Raw genomic sequence first — 18314 nt, 5'->3', positions numbered from 1 at the left:
GCGCGCGCGGGGTTACGCCCTCGCCGCGCCCGCGAGCTTCGGGCGCATGTCCGTGAGCCACGCGCGCGCCTCGGCCTCGTCGTGGCCGTGGAAGAAGTATCGATCGCGGGCGCCGAGCACGGCGGTCGCGCGCATGAGCATTTCGACGGACATGCGTAAAGCAAAACCTCCCCCATAAAGGGCGAGGGCGCGCGGCGGGAGGCGAATCTGGTGCGACGACAATGCGACCTTCCGCGCCCCCGCGGTCCAGGTCGTGACGCGCGAGACGGAGGCGAGCGTGAGTATGTAGGGGCGGCCGACGGACCAGGCCTCGAGGGCCTCGACCAACGACTGGAGCTCGTCGCCGAGCTCGCCGCAAAGCTCGATATGGACCGTGTCCGGCTCCTCGAACGCGAGCCTGTGCGCGCCGAAACGTAGCTCCGTGCCCACCGATGGATCCCCCGCCGTCGTCACGCGGACCGGAGCTTACGCTCGATCCGACGTCTCCGCAGGAGAAAAAGCGCGGCAAGCGAGAGGAGAGCCGGCGATGTCCCCGAAGCGTCGTCGGTCATCCGGCACCCACAACCGTCATCCACGAGGATCGGACCCGAAGGCCGATCACCGCCCCCCGACGAAGCCCCACCGCCCATTCCACCAAGGCCCCCCTCCCCGCCCGCGCCGGCGCTGCCGCCAGCGCCGCCGTTTCCAGCGATGCCGCCAGTCCCGCCTGCGCCGCCACTTCCGCCACCGGCTCCGCCAGCGCCTGCGCCACCGCTTCCGCCTGCGCCTGCGCCTGCGCTTCCGCCTGCGCCTGCGCCTCCGTTTCCGCCTGCGCCACCGCTTCCGCCTGCGCCTGCGCCCCCGCTTCCGCCCCCGCTTCCGCCTCCGCCTCCGCCTCCGCTTCCGCCTCCTGCGCCGCCGGCTCCGCCGCCTCCATCGTCGGTCACGACCCTCGCCCGGACGCGAATTCGATCCGTCACGTCGTCCTGCGCCCCGTATGCGACGAGCACACTTCCAGGCGGCCCCGCGCAAGCGATCGACGGATTCTCCTCCGCCGGCTCGGCGCTGATCACGAAAGGCATCGCATCCACGGGCGTGCCATCCGTGTGCAGCCGAAGCCCCGCAATGTCGTTCGCGCTGTCCGAGGCAATCGAATACGTGACGACGTGGCGCGCGCCGTCGAAGGCCACGGAAGGCGCACGCTCGGCGCTGGGGGTCGCCGCGAGCACGAGGCTGTCCGGATCGAGGACGACCCCCGCGGCCGTGACCCGCGCGGCGTGAATATCGGGGGCCGTGGCCGCTCGGTCGTCCGACCACACGACGAGGAAATCCTTGCCATCGAGGCCGACCGAGGGGCTCGTCTGCGCATTCGGCGCGACCGATACGGGAATGCCCGCGGCGTCGAGGACTACGCCGCTCGGGTCGATCCGGAAGGCATACACGTCGCCTGTCGTGTCATTGCGGTGATCGGTGGCCACGGCGAGGTAGAGCGAGCCATTCGAGGCCATGTCCGAGATGTACTGGGAGCCCGGCGCGGTCGTGATCGGAAAGCCCTGGGGGTCCTGCACCGCGCCAAAAGGCGAGACACGCGCGCCATAGATGTCCCACGCCGTGGCACCCGTGCGATCGTCGAGCCATGCGACGAGCCAGGCGCTCCCCGTGGAGGCGACGGACGGCGACTGCTGCGACGAAGTGCCCGTGGCGACGGGAAATCCACCGGGATCGAGGACGGCGCCGGCAGGGGTCACGCGCGCCGCGTAGACGTCGGATTGGTTTTGCATCGTGCGTCGGTCGGTCCAGACGACGAGATGGTTTTTCCCGTCGAACGCGACGCGCGGGTCCGCGACGGGGCCCTGGCCGGTGGCGATGAGGATCGCCGAGGCATCGAGGACCGCCCCCGCAGGGCTCACGCGGACGCCGGCAATGACGCTCTCTCCATTTCGCGAGTCCGCCCAGACGACGAACCAGTTCGTCCCGTCGAACGCCGCGTCGCCGATGCGCTCCTCGTTCGGCGCCGTGGAGAGCAGCGCCGGAGGCGTGTCAACGGCCGTGCCGCCCTGGCTGATACGCGCGCCGACGATATCGCGGTTGTCCCGGTCGACATCCCAGACGGCGAGGGTGTGGGTCGCGCCGGGGGCAAGCGCGACGGAGAGGTCGTCCGTGCCGCCTTTGATCACGGCGAACCCGGCCGGATCGAGGACCGTGCCCTGGGAATCGACGCGGGTGGCATACAGATCGTACACGCCGCCGCCATTGCGCAGGTCTTCCCAGACGGCGACGAAGTTCACGCCATCCCAGGCGATCTGGGGATATCGCTGGGAGCCCGACGCGGCCGAGACGAGCACGCCCGCGGCGTCGAGCACCGTGCCGTTCGGATCGATACGCGCGCCGTAAATGTCGTACGAGCTGCCGCTGCGGTAATCACGCCAGACGACGAGCGAGCTCATGCCATTGCTGGCGACAGACGGATACATCTGGCTGCCCGCGACCGTGGAGACGACAATGCCCGCAGGATCGAGGACGACGCCCGCGGGCGTCACGCGCGCCGCGTACACATCCTGGTTCGTGCCGCTGCGATAGTCCTGCCAGGCGACGACGAAGCTCGTGCCATCCCAGGCGACCGCGGGGCGGCTCTGCTCGTTCGTGGCGGCGCCGATGGAAAGGCCGAGCGGGTCGAGCAGGACGCCGTTCGAGAGGAGACGCGCGCCGAAGATGTCGTTCGAGGTGCCATTACGGAAATCCTCCCAGACGACGAGGACGCGGCTATTTGCCGCGGCGATGGCCGGGGCGCGTTGCGCATTGGTGGCGCCGCCGAGGACGAACGAGTCGCCGAGCGGAGTACCGGTCGGCCCGAAGCGCCGCGCGCGAATGTCCCAGTTCGTACCGTCGCCCGGAACGCCGCTTTCCCAGGCGACGACCCAGTTCGCGCCGTCCCACGCGGCGGCGGGCGCGAAGTTGTACCCGACGGACGGCTCGATCTCGAAGCCCTGCGGGTCGAGCGGCGCGCCGGACGGGCCCACGAGGACGCCGCGCAGGCCCGAGGAAAAACCGTCCGCCGCGTGGTGTTCCCACACGACGAGCCAGTTCGTTCCGTCGTAGGCGACCGCGGGGGTCGCCTGTTTTCCCTTGGAAGGACCATAAGCCGGCGCGTCGAGCGGGATCCCGGGCGAGACGACGCGGGCCGCGCTCGGGCCGGCGTCGGGCAGGCGCGCGCCCGCGCCGACGAAGGCGAGGATCAGGGCGCCGAGGCCCGAGGACAAGGAGAGGAAGCGCTGCCGTGCCATGCCGGCAGGATACGATCGTCAGCGGGGTCGTTCGAGCGAGAAGGTGACCGTGACGCCGACGGGATCCGAGCTCGGGGCGCCCACGGCGCGGTTCTTGAGGAGCAAGCGGATGCAGGACGCCGCCTCCTCGGTGATGCCCTTCTTGCTCTCGATCTCGACGCCCTCGGCGCGGCCGCGCGCGCGGACGAGGAAGCTCACCTTGATCGAGCCCTTCGCCGCCTCGAGCCCGCCATTGTCGGCGATGCACTTGGCAATGCCTTCGAGGTTCGACGTGATGAACTTCTCGGCGCGGGGCACGTCGCCGCCCTCGAATTTGGGCGTGGAGATCGTGACGAGGGGCGGAGGCCCCGGCTTCGGTTTTTCCGGCGGAGGCGGCGGCGGAGGCGGCGGCGGCGGAGGCGGCGGCGGGGCCGTTTCAGGCGGCGGGGCCGCGTCCGTGCCGGCGTCCGGGGAAGACGGCTCGGGTTGCGGGGGCGGCGGGAGCCAGCCGGCGTCACGCTCGTCGGGGCGCAAGCAACGGACGAACCCGCGGTGCGGATCTTCGAGGGCGCCGTGGGGGCATTTCGACGGAGAATCGGCGCCTTCGCCGTCCGCGCGCTTGCGGGCGAGCTCGTCCGCTTCGGACGTGGAGGCGGTTTGCTTCGTGGAATCGGCCTCGGGCATGGCCGCGCCGCACGCGCCCGCCGAGGCGAGGCCGAGGAGGGCCGCGGTGGCTGCGCGAAACCAGTTCGAGTGCGGGGTCATCGGGGGGAACCTAGCGGCCGCGGGGCGGGAGGCAAAGAAATCGGCGGCGGATTCTTGGCCCGGCGCGCGCGTCGACGCGGGGGGCGGGCCTCACGTACCATGCAGTGGTCATGCGCACATTCAAGGCGACAGCTTGGCCACGAACACGTCGGACTCGCCCAGGTCCCCCGACGGGATCGTCCCGGTACCGAAATCGATGTTGGCCTCGAAATGGCCGGTGAGCACGACGTGGCCCATGGGATCCGTCGCCAGCGCGGCGCAGCCGTCGCTCTCGGGCGCCGGGGCGCCATAGTGCCTGCTCCAGATGGGGACGCCCGAGGGGCTCAGCTTGAGCACATAGACGTCGGTCTGCTTGCCCCCGCTCTCCATCGCGCCGCCGCCGAGGTCCATGGTGCCCGAGAAGCCACCGGCCACGAGGACGTTGCCAGCCGGATCCACCGCGAGTCTTGGCGTGCCAACCGTCTGGCCGGGGGTCGTGCCGTAGGTCCTGGTCCAGACGCACGCGCCGCTCGGATCGAGCTTCGCCACGTAGAACCCGGCGTAGTTCGGCGGCGACGCGGGCCCGCACCCGAAATCGATGGGATCCACGTGGGGGCCGGTGATCAGCATGTTGCCTTGCGCATCAAAGGCCACCTGGCTGACGGTCTGCTGCTCCGCGGTGCCGTACACCTTGCTCCACAGGTGGGTCCCGTCCGCGGAGAACTTCGCGATCGCGATGTCGCTGCCGCCCGCCGACGTGAGCACGCCACCGCCGAAATCAGCCGCGCCGTTGAGGTCGACGCCGAGCACGATCTCGCCTGCCGCGTTGACGGCGACGGTCCGGCCGTTCTGGCCCAGGTCGTCGTTCCCGAATCGTTTGCTGAAGACGTGGGCGCCCGCGGCGTCGTAGACGGCGAGGTAGGCATCGGCGAACGAACCTTTCAAGGCGCCGCCGCCGAGATTCACGGTGTCTCCCAAAGACGTCCCGGTGATCACGAGGCCGCCCGCCGGGGTCGGGGCGATGTCGAACAGGTTCTCCGGCTCGGTGGATGCGCCAATGACTTTCCTCCAGAGCACCGCGCCCGTGGAAGCGTTGTGCTTGAGGATGAAAATGTCCTTGCCGCCGCCGTTGGGGACGAGGGACGTGCCCCCCACGGTCATCTCGCTGGAGAAGGTTCCGGCCGCGAACACGTTGCCGGCCGGATCAAAAGCGACGGAATTGATACGGTCGTACTCGCCGGCGTAGTCGAATTGCTGCTGCCACAAAAAGCCGCCGCTCGGGTCGAGCTTGACGAGGAACGAATCGTCCGTGCCCGTCACCTTCATCTTGCCGCCGCCGAAATCGATGTCGCCGCCGCTGAGCTGGCCGATGACGGCGATGTTCCCTGCCGAATCCGTGGCGATGCCTTGTGCGTACTGCGAGGCCGCGTCGCTCCCGTATCCCTTGGCCCAGAGCCCGTTGCCGAGGGAGAGGCCGTCGTCGACCTGACCATTGCAGTCGTTGTCGAGCCCATCCGGCGCCTCGGGGCTCGGCTTTACGTTCGGCTCGCAGGTCACCGCGGCATTCTTGCAGGTCGAGGTGCCGGCCGCGCAGACGCCAGGGAGCGCGGTGTCGCACGAAAGGCCGGCGCCGGGGACGTCCTCGTCGACGCTGCCGTCGCAATCGTCGTCGAGGTCGTTGCAGATCTCGGGGACGCACGTCTGCCCGCCGGCCCCGCCCATGCCGCCGGCCTGCCCGCCGGTTGACGTGGACGCCGTGCTCCCGCCGTCGCCACAGCCGCCGATCGCGATCGCAGCCGAGCCGCACAGGCCGAAGAATACGTGGTGGAGAGAAAAGGAAGGACGCTTGGGTCGGTGATCGTTCAAGGTCATAAGCCTCACGGTACCTGGCTTTCGGGCGACCTGCCAAGGCGGTTACCTGCCCAGCGCCTCCCCCGCGGTCGACCCATCGGATCAGGACGCGATCCCCCTCTTGCAACGCGTGCAAACCGCGCTTTGCGCGTACCGGATGCCGCCTGCACGCGTTGCAAACGGCTCCGTGACCATACAAAGAGCCGTTTGCAAGCGTTGCAACCGGCTCCCTGTACACACAAAGAGGCGCTTGCAAGCGTTGCAAGCGGCTCCGTGACCATACAAAGAGCCGCTTGCAAGCGTTGCAACCGGCTCCCTGTACACGCAAAGAGGCGCTTGCAAGCGTTGCAAGCGCCCCCCGGTACGCGCAGACGCTACTTTTCGCGCGATTCCGCCCGGTTCAGGGCGAGAGCTTCGCCACGTACGCGTCTTGGTGGTTCAGGTCGACGGCCGAGATCGTCCCCGAGCCGAAGTCGATGTTACCGCCGAAATCCCCGCCGAGCAGGATGTTCCCCATCGGATCGGTCGCCACGTCGTTGCCCGAGTCCATCTCGTACACGACCGGGTCGCCATAGTGCTTGCTCCACACGTAGGCGCCCGTGGAGCTCAGCTTGAGCACGAAGATATCCTGAGACGATTCCACGGCGGTCATCATGCCGCCGCCGAGGTCCATGCTGCCCAGGAACGTGCCCGTCACGACGACGTTGCCCGTCGGATCCACGGCCATCTTGGATGCGTACACCCCTTTGACAGGGGTCGTGCCGTAGGTTTTCGTCCAGAGGCACGCGCCGTTCGGATCGAGCTTCGCCACGTAGAATCCGTAGTTGTTCACCGCCGATACGGGCCCGCATCCGAAATCGATGGGATCGTAATGGGTACCCGTGATCAGGATGTTGCCCTGCGCATCGAAGGCGACCCTGTTGACTGCCTGCTGCATCGCGGAGCCGTAGTTCTTGCTCCAGAGGTGGGTCCCATCCGCGGCGAATTTCGCGATCGCGACGTCGGTGGAGCCCGCCGACGTGAGCACGCCGCCGCCGAAATCGACCGTGCCCTCGAGGTCGACGGCGAGGGCGATCTCGCCCGCCGCATTGACGGCGACGCTCTTGCCGGACTGAATCAAGCCGTCCCCGAATCGCTTGCTGAAGAGATGGACGCCCGTGGCGTCGTACATGGCGAGGATGGCGTCGCTGGAAGATCCGGCCAAGGGGGCGCCGCCAAGGCTCACGGCGCCACCATGCACGGTCCCCGTGGCCACGAGGTTGCCGGCCGGCGTGGTCGCGAGGTCCGACACGCCTTGCGAGTTGGTGGACTCGCCAAACACCTTGCTCCAGAGCACCGCGCCCGTGGCGGCGTCGTGCTTGAGGATGAAAATGTCCCCGCTGCCGATCGGGTTGAGGGTCTTGCCCCCCACGGTCATGTTGCTGATGAAATATCCGGCCGTGTACGCGTTCCCCGTCGAATCGAAGGCGAGGGCCGAGACCCAGCCGAGATTGTTCGAGGCGCTGAACTGCTGTTGCCACAAGAAGCCGCCGTTCGGGTCGAGCTTGACGAGGAAGGCGTCTTCCAAGCCCAAGACGGTCATGGTGCTGCCGCCGAAATTGACGAACCCGCCCGTCATCCAGCCGACGACGCCGATGTTTCCCACGGAATCGGTGGCGATGCGGAGGACGCTCTGCGTCGACGTGTCATTGCCGTACCCCTTGGCCCAGAGCCCCTTGCCGAGCATGAGGCCGTCGTCGACCTGGCCATTGCAATCGTTGTCGAGCGCATCCGCCACCTCGGGGCTCGGAAGGACGTTCTGCACGCAGGTGAGCGCGGAATCCTTGCAGGCCGTGGTGCCGGCCGCGCAGACGCCCGAGAGGGCGGTGTCGCAGGACATGCCGACGCCGGGGATGTCCTCGTCGACGGTATCGTCGCAATCGTCGTCGACGCCGTTGCAGGTCTCGGGGATGCAGTTCTGCCCGCCGGAACCACCCATTCCACCGACGCCGCCAACGCCGCCAACGCCGCCGGCGCCGCCGGCGCCGCCCATTCCACCGACGCCGCCCATTCCGCCGGCTTGCATCGAGCCGCCCGCGCCGCCGCTGCCGCCCGTGGAGGGCGCGCCCGCGGAGCCAGACGTGCCGGCGCCGTCGTCACAACCGGCGATCGCGACGATCGCAGCCGTGCCCCAGATGCCGAGGAAGACGCGAGAAAGGGAAAAAGACGAGCGCTTGGTCCGGTGGTCGTTCGAGGTCATTCAGGTCGCCAGTTACCTGGCTTTCCAGCGACCTGTCAACGACCTCACTTCCCCAGCGACTCGGCCCGGTTGACGATGCGCGGCGTGATGAAAATCACGAGCTCGCTGCGGCTGTCGCTCGACCTGCGGCGCTGGAAGAGCACGCCGAGGATCGGGATGTCGCCGAGCACGGGGACCTGATCGAGGTTTCTGCCCGTGTTGCGCGTGAAGATGCCGCCGATGACCGCGGTGTGGCCGTCCATGATGAGCAGATCGGTCTCGGCCTCGCGCTTCAAGATGGTGGGATCGCCGCGCGCCGAGGTCTGGTTGAAGTCGGGCTCGTCGCGGTTGATTTTGACGTGCATCGAGACGCTGCCGTCACTCGTGACGTGCGGCTTGACGAGGAGCTGGAGCTTCGCCTCCTGGAACGTCGTCTGCACGCCCTGCGCGCTGATCTGCGAGAACGGGATGAGCGTGCCCTGGCTGATGCGCGCCTCGCGGTTGTCGAGCGTGAGGATGCGCGGGCTCGAGACGATCCGCAAAAGGCCGCTCGCCTCGGCCGCCGAGAGGCGCACGGAGAGGTTGACCGTGTTGTCGATCGAGCCGAGCGTCATGCCGATCGCGCCGCCGAGGCCCGTGCCCGTGGTGGCCGGCAAGTTGACCGCAAAGTTCGGGTTCGGGACGGTGTTCTGGAACGGCGAGAGGCCGCCCGTGGGCGTCGTCTGATCACTCGCGCCGCCCGTGAGGCCAATCTGCGAGGGGAAGACGAGGCCCGTCGGGTTGCCGGTCGCAGGGCTGAAGGTGCCGTCGCCGCCCCACTGGATGCCGACGTCGCGCAGGTAGCGGCTCGTGGCCTCGACGATACGCGCCTCGATGAGGACCTGCGGCGTCTGCGTGTCGAGCGCGCGCACGAGCTCTTCGAGCTGGTCGAGGTTGCCCGCAACGTCACGCGCCACGAGGACGTTCGTGCGCTCGTCGACGGCGAGTGAGCCGCGCGGTGAGAGCAGATCCTTGCCGCGCGCCTGGAGTTCCTTGGCGACGGCGTAGTTCACCGGGATGAGGCGCGTCTCCAGCGGCGCGAGCGCGAGCTCGCTCCTTCGCCGCGCGAGGTCGAGCTCGCGCTCCTTGTTGAGCTCGGCCTGGGGCGCGACGCGGATCATGTTGCCCTGGCGGACCATGCCGAGGCCCTTGGCCTGGAGGACCGTCTCGAGGGCCTGATCCCACGGGACGTTGCGCATCCGGATCGTGACGTTGCCCTTCACGTCGTCGGACGTGACGATGTTGACGCGGCCGACGTCGGAGATGAGGCGCAGGACGTTGTGGACGTCGGCGTCCTTGAGGTCGAGGTCGATGCGCCGGCCCGTGAAGCGGCGTTGCTGCGCGAGCGTGGTCGGCAAGAAGCCCGCGGCCTCTTCGCCGTCGATCGTCGTCTCGGTAGCGCGCGAGGTGCTCGGCGTCGCCAGGACGTCCTCTTCCCGCGCCACCGTGCGCACGCGGCGCGCGGCTCCGCCGTCGGCACCGACGCCGCTGAGCATCGGGTGCGCGGCCGTGTCCGCGAACGTGAGGACGAGCGTGCTTCCTTCCCGCGAGACGACGCCGATCGCATCGCCCTTGGGCTCGACCTCGACGACGACGCGCGAGGAGTCGCTCTTGCGCCGGTACGTGGAGATCGCCGTGATGGTGCCGCCGAAGGCGCTCACGTCGAGCTTGCGTTCGAGCGCGTCGGGCAAGCGCGCGCCTTCGAGCTCGAGGATCGAGCGGCCGCTCGGCGAGGTCACGTGCGAGAACTTCACGCTCTCGTTGAGCTCGACCGTGACGCGATCCTTGCCAGCCTGGTGGTCGTAACGGACGTTCGTGACGGCCGCGCCGGAGGCTTGCTCGACCTTGCGCGCCTCGGCCTTCGGCGTCGTCGCGGAGGGCGACGAGGACGTCACCACGGGCGCGGGCGCGCGCATCGGCGCGGTCGCATCCGCGGCCGCGAGGTCGACGACGAGGCCCGTGGGCGTCGCGCTGATGCGGTACTCGGCCGTGCGCGCGAGCTGCACGAGGACACGCGTGATCTTCTTGCCGTCCTGATCGAAGGTCTGCGTGAGGACGCCGCCGACGAGGGCGTTGCCTTGCGTGATGGCCGCGGGCGCGCCCTTGATCTCCGCGCCCGAGACGTCGATCACGAGGCGCTTTCCACCGCTGTCGACACGCGCGAAGAAGCGAGGCTCGGCGCTCGTCGTGATCGAGACACGCGCCTCGCCTTGACCCAACGATGCAAGCTTGACGTCCCGTACTTCGAGCCGCGTGTTCCCGTCGGCGGATGCCTTCGCGGGGACGAAGGAGAGGAGCGCCGCGAGAAGCATCGCGGAGCGCGGTTTCGTCAGCATGCCCCCGATCCTACCCAAACCGCGCGAAGGGGGCCCAATTCGTCGCTACCGCCGGGCTTCGTTCCCGGCGTTTTCCTCGGGGAAGAGCGCGATCACGCGCGTAACGGGGGCAATTTCCGGGTGTGCCGGGTCCTCGCGAACAAAGACGACATCCCCCTCGCGAATACGATCGACGCGCCAGTTGATGGCGACGTCGATCCCCGCGGGCCCGCCGGTGCGCACGATCTCGGGCTTGCCCACGTAATCGCCGACCTTGACGACCCACCCGACGTTGGCGGGGTCGATGAAGAGCGCGCGGGGCTGCGAGCGCGTGACGAGGCCGGAGAGCTTGAGCTCGTCGAGCGCGTACCGCTCGATCACCACCGTCCGCTGCACGACGGCGCGGCCCTTGGCTTGCTGCGCGAACACGCTCGCGAAGCCGCGGAACGGGTCGCGGTTCTTCTCGGTCTCGGTGAAGTCGGCCTCGACGAACTCCCGTTGCGGCAGCTCCGGCTGATCTTTCTTCGCGGCCGTCTGCGGCCCGCCGTCCGTGCCCACGCCGCCGTCGGGCGCAGCGCCGGGCGATGGAGTCGCGCTCGGCGGCGGCACCCAGAGCTCGTCTTCCTCGCAGCCGGAGGCGAACACGATGAGCACGAGCGCGGCGAAGAGGAGCCAGAAGAGCGAACGCGCGCGCTTCATTTGCCGGTCCCCCTGCGCTTCGCGCCGTCCTTGCCGTCGAGCCGGAGGGCGCGGAACGCGGTCGCGAGGCACTCGACGTTGACCTCCGGCTCGCCGGGGTTCTCGGGCTTCACCGTGCCGTTCTTCGTCGACAGCTTCATCTGGATGTCTTCCATGTTGATGATGCGGTCGATCTGCCCCACGCCGTGGAAGAACTTTGCGATCTGGTGGTAGCGGCCGGTGAGCGTGAGCTTCATCGGCACCTTCGCGAAGAACTCTTGCGGGATCTCGTCGACGGGCGTCCAGCTCGTGAGGTTCACGCCGGCGATGGTAGCCGTCTGCTGGAGCGAGGCGAGGAACGCGGGCGTCTCGGGCTCGTCGGGCAGGATCTTCTTCGTCTGCTCGGCGCGCGCTTCGCTGCGGATCTTCTCGTCGCGGTCCTTCTGGTAGGCATCCCTCACGGCCTCGGCCGCGCGCAGCTCGCCGCGGAGCGTGCCTTCGCGTTGCTTGGCGGCGGCGAGCTCGTTCGAGAGGTCCTCGTAGACGAAGACGAAGAAGAGCGCGCCGACGAGCGTCAGGAAGAGGAGGCCGACACCAATCTTTCCGGCAAGGGGCAGGCGATCGAGCGACGAGCTGCCCGCCGCGGGTGCTTTGGCGGCCATCAGTACCTCACCTTGAGCTGGAGCGCGAAGCTCACGAGATCGATCTTCGAGACGCGGTCCTCGTCCTTCTTTCCCGGCAAAAGTGTGACCTCGTAGAAGTAGGGCGAGAGCTTGAGCCGCTGCGCGAGCTCGTAGACGTCGTTGCCGTCGCGCGCGAGGCCCTCGACGCGCACCGTGCGCTGTCCTTCGAGGTAGCCCGTGAGCCAGAGCCTGCGCGAGTCCCAGGCCGGGTTGAAGACGGCGAGGGGGTTGTCCTTGCGCAGCTTCGCGAGTTTGTCCGGATCGGCCGAGGGCCCCTTGCCGGTCGTCATGATCTGCGCGAGCTCGAGCAAGACCGCGGTCGGCCCGGTGCGGCCCGCCTGGAGCTTCGCGATCGCCTCTTCGCGCGCGCGTAGGACGGCGAGGGCCTTCTTGAGCTCGTCGTGATCGGCGACGAGGCGCTTGATGTCGTCGATCTGGCTCTTGAGCTGCGCGTTCGTGCGGTTCTGCGCGTCGAGCTCCTCGCGCTTCGACTGGTAGAAGAGGAAGAGCCCCACGATCTCGAGCAGCACCACGGCGAGCACGACGACGAGCCAGCGCTGGCTCGGGGCCCCCATCGCCGCGCCGCGCTTGTGCGGAAGGAGGTTGATCCGGATCACGCGCGCTTCTCCTTGTCTTTGCGCATGGCGAGACCCAGGGCCACGCAGAGCTGCGAGCCGCGGGTGCGGAGCATGTCGGCGCTGACGTCCTTGCCCTCGACGGACACACGCTCGAGCGGCTGGAGCAGCTCCACCTGCACGCGCGAGCGCCGCGAGATCGCCGCCGGTAGCGCCGGCAGGTTCGAGGTGCCGCCCGTGAGGTAGATCCGGTGCATCTCGGGCTCGCCGCTCGTGGCGAGGAAGAAGTCGAGCGAGCGCTGGATCTCGCCGGCGATCGTGTCGCAAACGGCGTCGACGATCGGCGGCACCTGGGCCGTCGGGCCGAAGGGCTGCGCCACGCTCTGGCACTTGAGCTCCTCGGCCTGTTCGAACGTGACGCCGAGCTGTTTCTGGATCTGCTCGGTGACGTAGTTGCCCGCGTTCGGGATGTCGCGCGTGAACGAGCTCGCGCCACGCGAGACGATGTTGATCGAGGTGAGCGAGGCGCCGACGTTGATGATCGCGAACGTCTGATCGGCGGGGATGCCGCGGCCGTACTCGAAGAGGTTCTGGACAGTGAAGGCGTCGATGTCGAGGACGAGAGGCTTCAACTTTGCTTGTCGCGCGATCTCCAGGTAGTCGCTGACCTCTTCGCGCTTTGCGGCGACGAGCAGAAGATCCATCTGCCCCGCTTCGGGCCGGCGACGGAGCACCTCGTAGTCGACGTGCACGTCCTTGATGTCGAAGGGGATGTGCTGCTCCGCCTCCCACTGGATCTGTTCGTCGAGCTCGCTCTGGGTCATGAGCGGCACCGTGATCTTGCGGATGATCACGGCCTGGCCGCTGATGCTCAGCGCCACCTCGCGCTGCTTGATCTTCGCGTCCGCGAGCGCCCGGCCCACGGCCGCGACGATCGCCGAGGCGTTCATCACGTGGCCGTCGACGATGCTCTGCGGCGGCAGCGGGCAGTAGCCGGCCCGGACCAACGACAGCCCTTTGCGCCCTTCCTTGAGCTGGCACACCTTGATGGCGCTCGAACCGATGTCGACGCCCACCAGGTTGTTTCCGTCCGCCATCGATCAGTCCTGGTCCTCGCAGCTGCGGCGCGGGAGGGCTCCGCCGGCCAGACCCCGGGAGGGGGTCGGAGCCAGCATCGCACCGCCGCCAATCCGCGGCCAAAATAGTGCTTTACGCATCGCACGGTTCCGCGTACCGAAGGTAAGACAGCCTTGGGTGCGCGTTCGTAGGGAGCCCCCGGGCAACGTTGAACACATCACACATGGACGCTTTCGCCTCGAAACCGGCTCGATCTTCGTTCCGGCTCCGCTGCGTGGCCTTGCTGGCCGGCGCCGCGGTCGCGCTCACCTCAGTATACGCCGAGGCGGGGGACGTCGTTCACGTCGTTGCCAAGGGGCAGGTGCTCGTCCAGATCGCCAAGCGGTATCGCACGACGGTGGACGCGATCCGAGCGGCAAACGGGCTGCGACCTGGGCAGCTTCTCAAGCCGGGTCAGGAGCTCGTGATCCCCGAAAAGGGGAAAGAAGCGGAGGCCGCGAAGAAGGCGGCGGCGGAACGAGCGAAGAAGGACAGCAAGAAGGCGGACACGAAGGAGAACGCCGCCGCTGGCAAGGGAAAAAAGAAGGGCGACGCGAAACCCGCGAAGCCCGAGCCGCTCGTGATGAAGCCGAAGCGGCCGGGGTTCGTGAAGCTCGTGCGCGGTACCGATCGGCTCGAGACGCAGCTGCTCACGAAGCACGGGCGGCTCGTGCCGTCGGCGCTCACGGGGCTCGGCAAGATGATGCGGCACGGGCCTTCAGGCGCGAAGACCGCGATCGATCCGCGCCTCGCAACGCTGATCGGCATGGTGAGTGATCACTTCGGCGGGCGCACGATCCACATCACGAGTGGGTTCCGCCCCTATTCCCCCACCCAGTACACCAAGCACTCCAACCACAACCTGGGCAGGGCGATCGATTTCAGCATCGAGGGCGTGCCGAACACGATGCTGCGCGATTTCTGTCGGACCTTCCGCAATGCTGGGGTAGGTTACTACCCGAACAGCACATTCGTTCACCTCGACGTTCGAACCACGAAGGCCTTCTGGATCGACTACTCCAGGCCAGGTGAGGCCCCCCGCTACGATTCCCCCGTGGCCCAAGCTTCGGCGGACGAGTCGACCGCGGACGTGGATCAAGCGCCTTCGGGCGCAACCCCTGCCCCCGGTGGGGCAGGAAAAGAAACGCCGCCTACACCCCCCACGCAGGGAGGTGGGTCCGGGGATACCCATCCCCCCCCTTCGCAAGTCGTTGATCCTTCAACTGGAAACTCCAGCACGCAGGATCCGACGCCTCGAAACGCGCCGAAGGCGGGTCAGAACTGACCCAGCCCCGGCGGGGCAACCGTAGGGATTTTCCTGATAGTCTGAGGGAATTTCCTGGTGCAGAATGCGTGGTGTAGATTCGTTTGCGGTCCTTCTCTGGAGGACGGGACCAGTGTACGTTTGGGACGAGCCGTTCCTTGCCACCTCACAAGGATGTGCCACGAACGTTGCTTACATCACGAGGTCCCTGAACAGATGCAGCAGTCCTACTTCCACCGACAGGATGTTCAGGAACGAGACGCGACCGTCATCACCCAGGCGGATCTGAGCGGGTGCACGGCCATGGTGTCGCCCTGCGCCCCGCAAGAGCCCGCCAGCATGGTCAGTCGCCGCTCGATCCCCGAAGGCCCGGTGTCCGACGTGAGACCTCGACGAGCGCGCGCGCTCCAAGAGGGGAGCCTGGCACCGGTGTGCGCGCAAACCCTCAAGAGCTACCTGCCGCTCGTGAACCAGATCGTCGCGCAGATCGCGCGGCGACTGCCGGCCAACGTGCTGCGGGACGACCTGCTCGCCGCAGGCGTGTTCGGGCTGCTCGACTCGCTCCGCAGAAACGGTGGCAACGGGGGCGAGACGTTCGAGTGGTACGCGCGCATGCGCATCCGCGGCGCCGTGGTGGACGAGCTGCGCGCCCAGGACTGGCTGAGCCGGCGAAGGCGCGCCGCCGTGACGGCCGCGCGAGAGGGCGACTCGAGTACCGCGCGGCCGACGTGCCTCGTGAGCCTGCACGAGCTCACGCCGATGGAGGAGCAGGTGCACCTCATCGCCGAGGACGAGGATCCGGCAGCGGCATACGAGGCCCGCGAGTCGTACCGCGCGCTCTTCCGGGCGATGGAGCAGCTCCCCGAGCGCGAGCGGCAGATCGTCGGGATGCACTACTTCGACGGCGTGAAGCTGAAGGACATCGGCGCGCACCTCGGCGTGAGCGAGCCGCGCGTGTCGCAGCTCCACGCGCGCGCCCTCGGGCGGCTGAAGATCCTCATCCAGCGCGCCGCGGCCGCGGCCTAGCCGCACTCCCCTCTCCCGCTCGGAAGAGGGGCGCACGCAACTAGTTTGCTTTCGTAGAATCGATCAACGTGGACGCGCGGCCCCGCATGGGGCTCTCGAGGGCGTAGAGCGTCGTCTGCTCGTAACGCGCCTCGGGCGGCGTGTCGCCGCCAGCGCGGTGGACGAAAGCGTTGAGGTGCGCGCCGCGATCGAGCGCCACGACACGCGTGCAGCCAGCGTCCACGAGCGCCTCGGTCGTGGCCTCGTCCGTGTCGAAGGTGGTCGACGCGAGGAGGACCGCGCCGTCGCCGAACGCGCAGAGGGCCGTGCGCGGGCGCATCGAGCCGACGACACGCGCCTCGGGGAGAGGTCGGCCTTCGTCCGCGGTGAGAGGAAGCTCGGTCGCGTCGGCGTCGGGCGTGGGCGTGAAGGCTTCGCTTTTGTCGATGCGCACGGGGCCGTCGCCGACGACGAGCACGCCGGCGCCGGGGCCGAACTTGAGGCCGATGGAGCCGTCGATGGCGAGGCCACGCGGGCCCTTGCGGCGGCCCGTGCCGAGGCCTGTGGCGGCGAGGACGTGGGGTCGCTCGGCGTCGGAGAGCGCGGCCGGGAAGGTGCCGCCGAAGCGGTGCGAGAGCTCCTTCTCGCCGGCGCGGATGTGGAAGGTGAAGCGCTCGGGGGCAAACCACGCGAGGCGCACCTGCGCGCCGAGCTTGGAGACGGTCGCCGTGTAGATGCCCGGTTGCCAGAGCGGCGCAGGCTGCGTGCCGAGATCCGGCTCCCACGCGACGCCCTCGGGCAGCGGCGCATCCGGGTTCGCCTTGCGCACGACGACGTAGACGAGCTCGGTGGGCGAGCCGCTGAGCGCGCGCTCCGGGGCGAGGGACATGCCGGCCACGTGCGCGCGCGCGCCGATCTCGTCGCCCGTTCGCTGGAAGAAGCCGATGCCCGTGGGATCCGGGCTCGTGGCGAGCGGGAGCGCGTCGCGGCAGCCGGCGAGCACGAGCGCGCGCGCGAGGAGCTCCGCAGGCAGGGCCTCGCCCCAGCCGTAGATCAGGTGGCCCGCCTCGGTCACGCAGAGCGCCGAGCGATCGGCGAGGACGGCATCGGCCTCGGAGAGTTTTCCGATGTGGCCCGACGTGACGAGCGGCGCGCCAGTTTGCCGGAGGGAGCGAATCCCCACGGGCACGTCCGCGCCGAAGGGCCAGGCGCCGATCGAGGGACGGCCGAAGCGATCGACGGCGAGCGTGGAGGCATCCGGGCGCGGCGAGAGGAAGGTGCGGCGCTCGACGACGAGGCCGAGCGGAGGCGTGTTTGCCGGCGGGCCGCCCGCGAACACGGCGACGGCGGCGGGCACGTCGGCGGCCGGGATGCGGCCCTCGCCGCGCAGGCCCGTGGGCGTGCGTGGCGCGAGCGTGCCGGGCATCGGGCGCAGCTCGAGGCGACGGCCATCCATCGCGACGAGGTGCACGACGGCGTGCGGGCGATCGGGATCGGGGCGGACGAGCGTCGTGAAGATTGCGGGCGGCGCTTCGGGCTTGCTCATCGGCAAGGGATGCGCCGCGGGCGCCGGGATCCACAGGCCCTCGCCGGGCAAGGTCCGGTCGCGCTTCGTGGCCACGCGCGGCGGCGGGAAACCTTCGTCCGAGGGCGTCTCGGGCGGCGGCGCGGCCGGGAGCTCGGGCGGCGGCGATGCGGTCGCCTCGCGCAGGCGAATGGCGATCGTCCGGGCGCTCGTGGAGATCCGCTTCACGCGACCGGCCGCGCCCTCGCCGACGAGCTCGCGCGTGGTCTGTTCGAGGAACCGCGACCACGGGGTCACGTCGTGCGGGAGTCGCTGCGCCGCGAGCACGTGCTCATCGCGCAGGCCGGGGTTCACCGAGGCGTCGGCGAGCGTCACCGCGGCGGGCAGCGCGGCCTCGCCGAGGGCCATGACGAGCATGTCCTCCGTGAGCTCGAAGCGCGCTTCCTTGGGCGGCACGCCGAAGAGCACCGCGGTCTCCCCGATGCCACGCAGCGCGCCCTCGGAGAGCCAGTTCTCCACGGAGGCGCGCAGGCGCTCGCTTCGGGTGCGCGCGGCCTGCGAGGCCGCGTCGCCCGCGAGATCGAGGATCGTGATCCCCTGGACGAGGCCGTCGGCGCTCGTGGCATACGCGGCCCATCGGCCGTGCGCGACGAGGTCGTGCTCGTGCCCGAGCGGCGTGTTCGTCAGGTTGACGACCCTGCGCACGGAGATCGGACGACCGCCGCGCGAGATACGTACCTCCGCACGGTAGAGATCGTTCGTGGGCGTAGCATTCGGGCCACTCGGCCGCGCCGCGATGAACAGCACGCGACGACCGATCATGGCGTCGTGCACCAACCCGCCGCGCTCTTCCCACACGAAATCTTCGGGCTGGACGGAGCCGCCGACGGAGGCGCCGAGCATGGCCGCGATCGCCTCGACGCTGCGCGCGGGAGGCGCGGGGCTCGTGGCGACGCGGATCAGGAGCGCGACGAGCGCGATCCCGAGGACGAACGGTCCACGCGAGCGCGCGTGCGCCGCGAGGGTGTCGAAAAAAGGGCCTCGCGGCGACGTCATGGC

At 69.1% G+C, this 18314-nt stretch carries 13 protein-coding genes; 2 read left to right on the top strand and 11 right to left on the bottom strand.

What is annotated here, in order from left to right:
• Positions 1–12: 12 nt before the first annotated feature.
• The 10 genes from KEG57_RS17590 to pilM form a co-directional block, all read right to left on the bottom strand.
• Positions 13–453: a hypothetical protein gene (locus KEG57_RS17590; protein ID WP_272420818.1), complete on the bottom strand. Its 441-nt coding sequence runs from the start codon at positions 451–453 to the stop codon at positions 13–15.
• Positions 450–3263 (bottom strand): hypothetical protein, encoded by a 2814-nt coding sequence (locus tag KEG57_RS17585; protein ID WP_272420816.1) that lies wholly within the window; start codon positions 3261–3263, stop codon positions 450–452. The genes KEG57_RS17590 and KEG57_RS17585 overlap by 4 nt, the downstream gene beginning before the upstream one ends.
• A gap of 18 nt (positions 3264–3281) precedes the next feature.
• Entirely contained in the window at positions 3282–4007 is a 726-nt protein-coding gene (locus KEG57_RS17580; RefSeq protein ID WP_272420814.1) for a hypothetical protein, read from the bottom strand.
• Positions 4008–4127: 120 nt separating this feature from the next.
• Positions 4128–5852 carry a MopE-related protein gene (locus KEG57_RS17575; RefSeq protein ID WP_272420812.1) on the bottom strand — a complete coding sequence of 575 codons (1725 nt, stop codon included), beginning with the start codon at positions 5850–5852 and terminating at the stop codon, positions 4128–4130.
• A gap of 385 nt (positions 5853–6237) precedes the next feature.
• Positions 6238–8076 carry a MopE-related protein gene (locus KEG57_RS17570; protein WP_272420811.1) on the bottom strand — a complete coding sequence of 613 codons (1839 nt, stop codon included), beginning with the start codon at positions 8074–8076 and terminating at the stop codon, positions 6238–6240.
• A 44-nt stretch (positions 8077–8120) separates the two neighbouring features.
• Positions 8121–10430, bottom strand: a complete 2310-nt coding sequence (locus KEG57_RS17565) for a type IV pilus secretin PilQ (RefSeq protein ID WP_272420808.1) — start codon at positions 10428–10430, stop codon at positions 8121–8123.
• A 45-nt stretch (positions 10431–10475) separates the two neighbouring features.
• Positions 10476–11108, bottom strand: a complete 633-nt coding sequence (locus tag KEG57_RS17560; protein ID WP_272420807.1) for a pilus assembly protein PilP — start codon at positions 11106–11108, stop codon at positions 10476–10478.
• Positions 11105–11749, bottom strand: a complete 645-nt coding sequence (locus KEG57_RS17555; protein WP_272420805.1) for a type IV pilus inner membrane component PilO — start codon at positions 11747–11749, stop codon at positions 11105–11107. The genes KEG57_RS17560 and KEG57_RS17555 overlap by 4 nt, the downstream gene beginning before the upstream one ends.
• On the bottom strand, positions 11749–12387 hold the full coding sequence (locus KEG57_RS17550) for a PilN domain-containing protein (protein ID WP_272458645.1): 639 nt from the start codon (positions 12385–12387) through the stop codon (positions 11749–11751). The genes KEG57_RS17555 and KEG57_RS17550 overlap by 1 nt, the downstream gene beginning before the upstream one ends.
• Positions 12384–13442: a type IV pilus assembly protein PilM gene (pilM, locus tag KEG57_RS17545; RefSeq protein WP_272458644.1), complete on the bottom strand. Its 1059-nt coding sequence runs from the start codon at positions 13440–13442 to the stop codon at positions 12384–12386. Before pilM ends, KEG57_RS17550 begins: the two co-directional genes overlap by 4 nt.
• A gap of 254 nt (positions 13443–13696) precedes the next feature.
• Here pilM and KEG57_RS17540 point away from each other — a divergent pair, with 254 nt between their 5' ends.
• Positions 13697–14746, top strand: a complete 1050-nt coding sequence (locus KEG57_RS17540; RefSeq protein WP_272420800.1) for a peptidoglycan L,D-endopeptidase MepK — start codon at positions 13697–13699, stop codon at positions 14744–14746.
• A gap of 360 nt (positions 14747–15106) precedes the next feature.
• Positions 15107–15751 (top strand): sigma-70 family RNA polymerase sigma factor, encoded by a 645-nt coding sequence (locus tag KEG57_RS17535; RefSeq protein ID WP_272420798.1) that lies wholly within the window; start codon positions 15107–15109, stop codon positions 15749–15751.
• A 40-nt stretch (positions 15752–15791) separates the two neighbouring features.
• Here KEG57_RS17535 and KEG57_RS17530 read toward each other — a convergent pair whose 3' ends face one another.
• Positions 15792–18311 carry a hypothetical protein gene (locus KEG57_RS17530; RefSeq protein ID WP_272458643.1) on the bottom strand — a complete coding sequence of 840 codons (2520 nt, stop codon included), beginning with the start codon at positions 18309–18311 and terminating at the stop codon, positions 15792–15794.
• Positions 18312–18314: the final 3 nt, after the last annotated feature.

The sequence above is a fragment of the Polyangium jinanense genome (assembly GCF_028435365.1).
The sequence above is the reverse complement of the archived record's forward strand: the minus strand, read 5'-3'. Positions and strand labels throughout refer to the sequence as shown.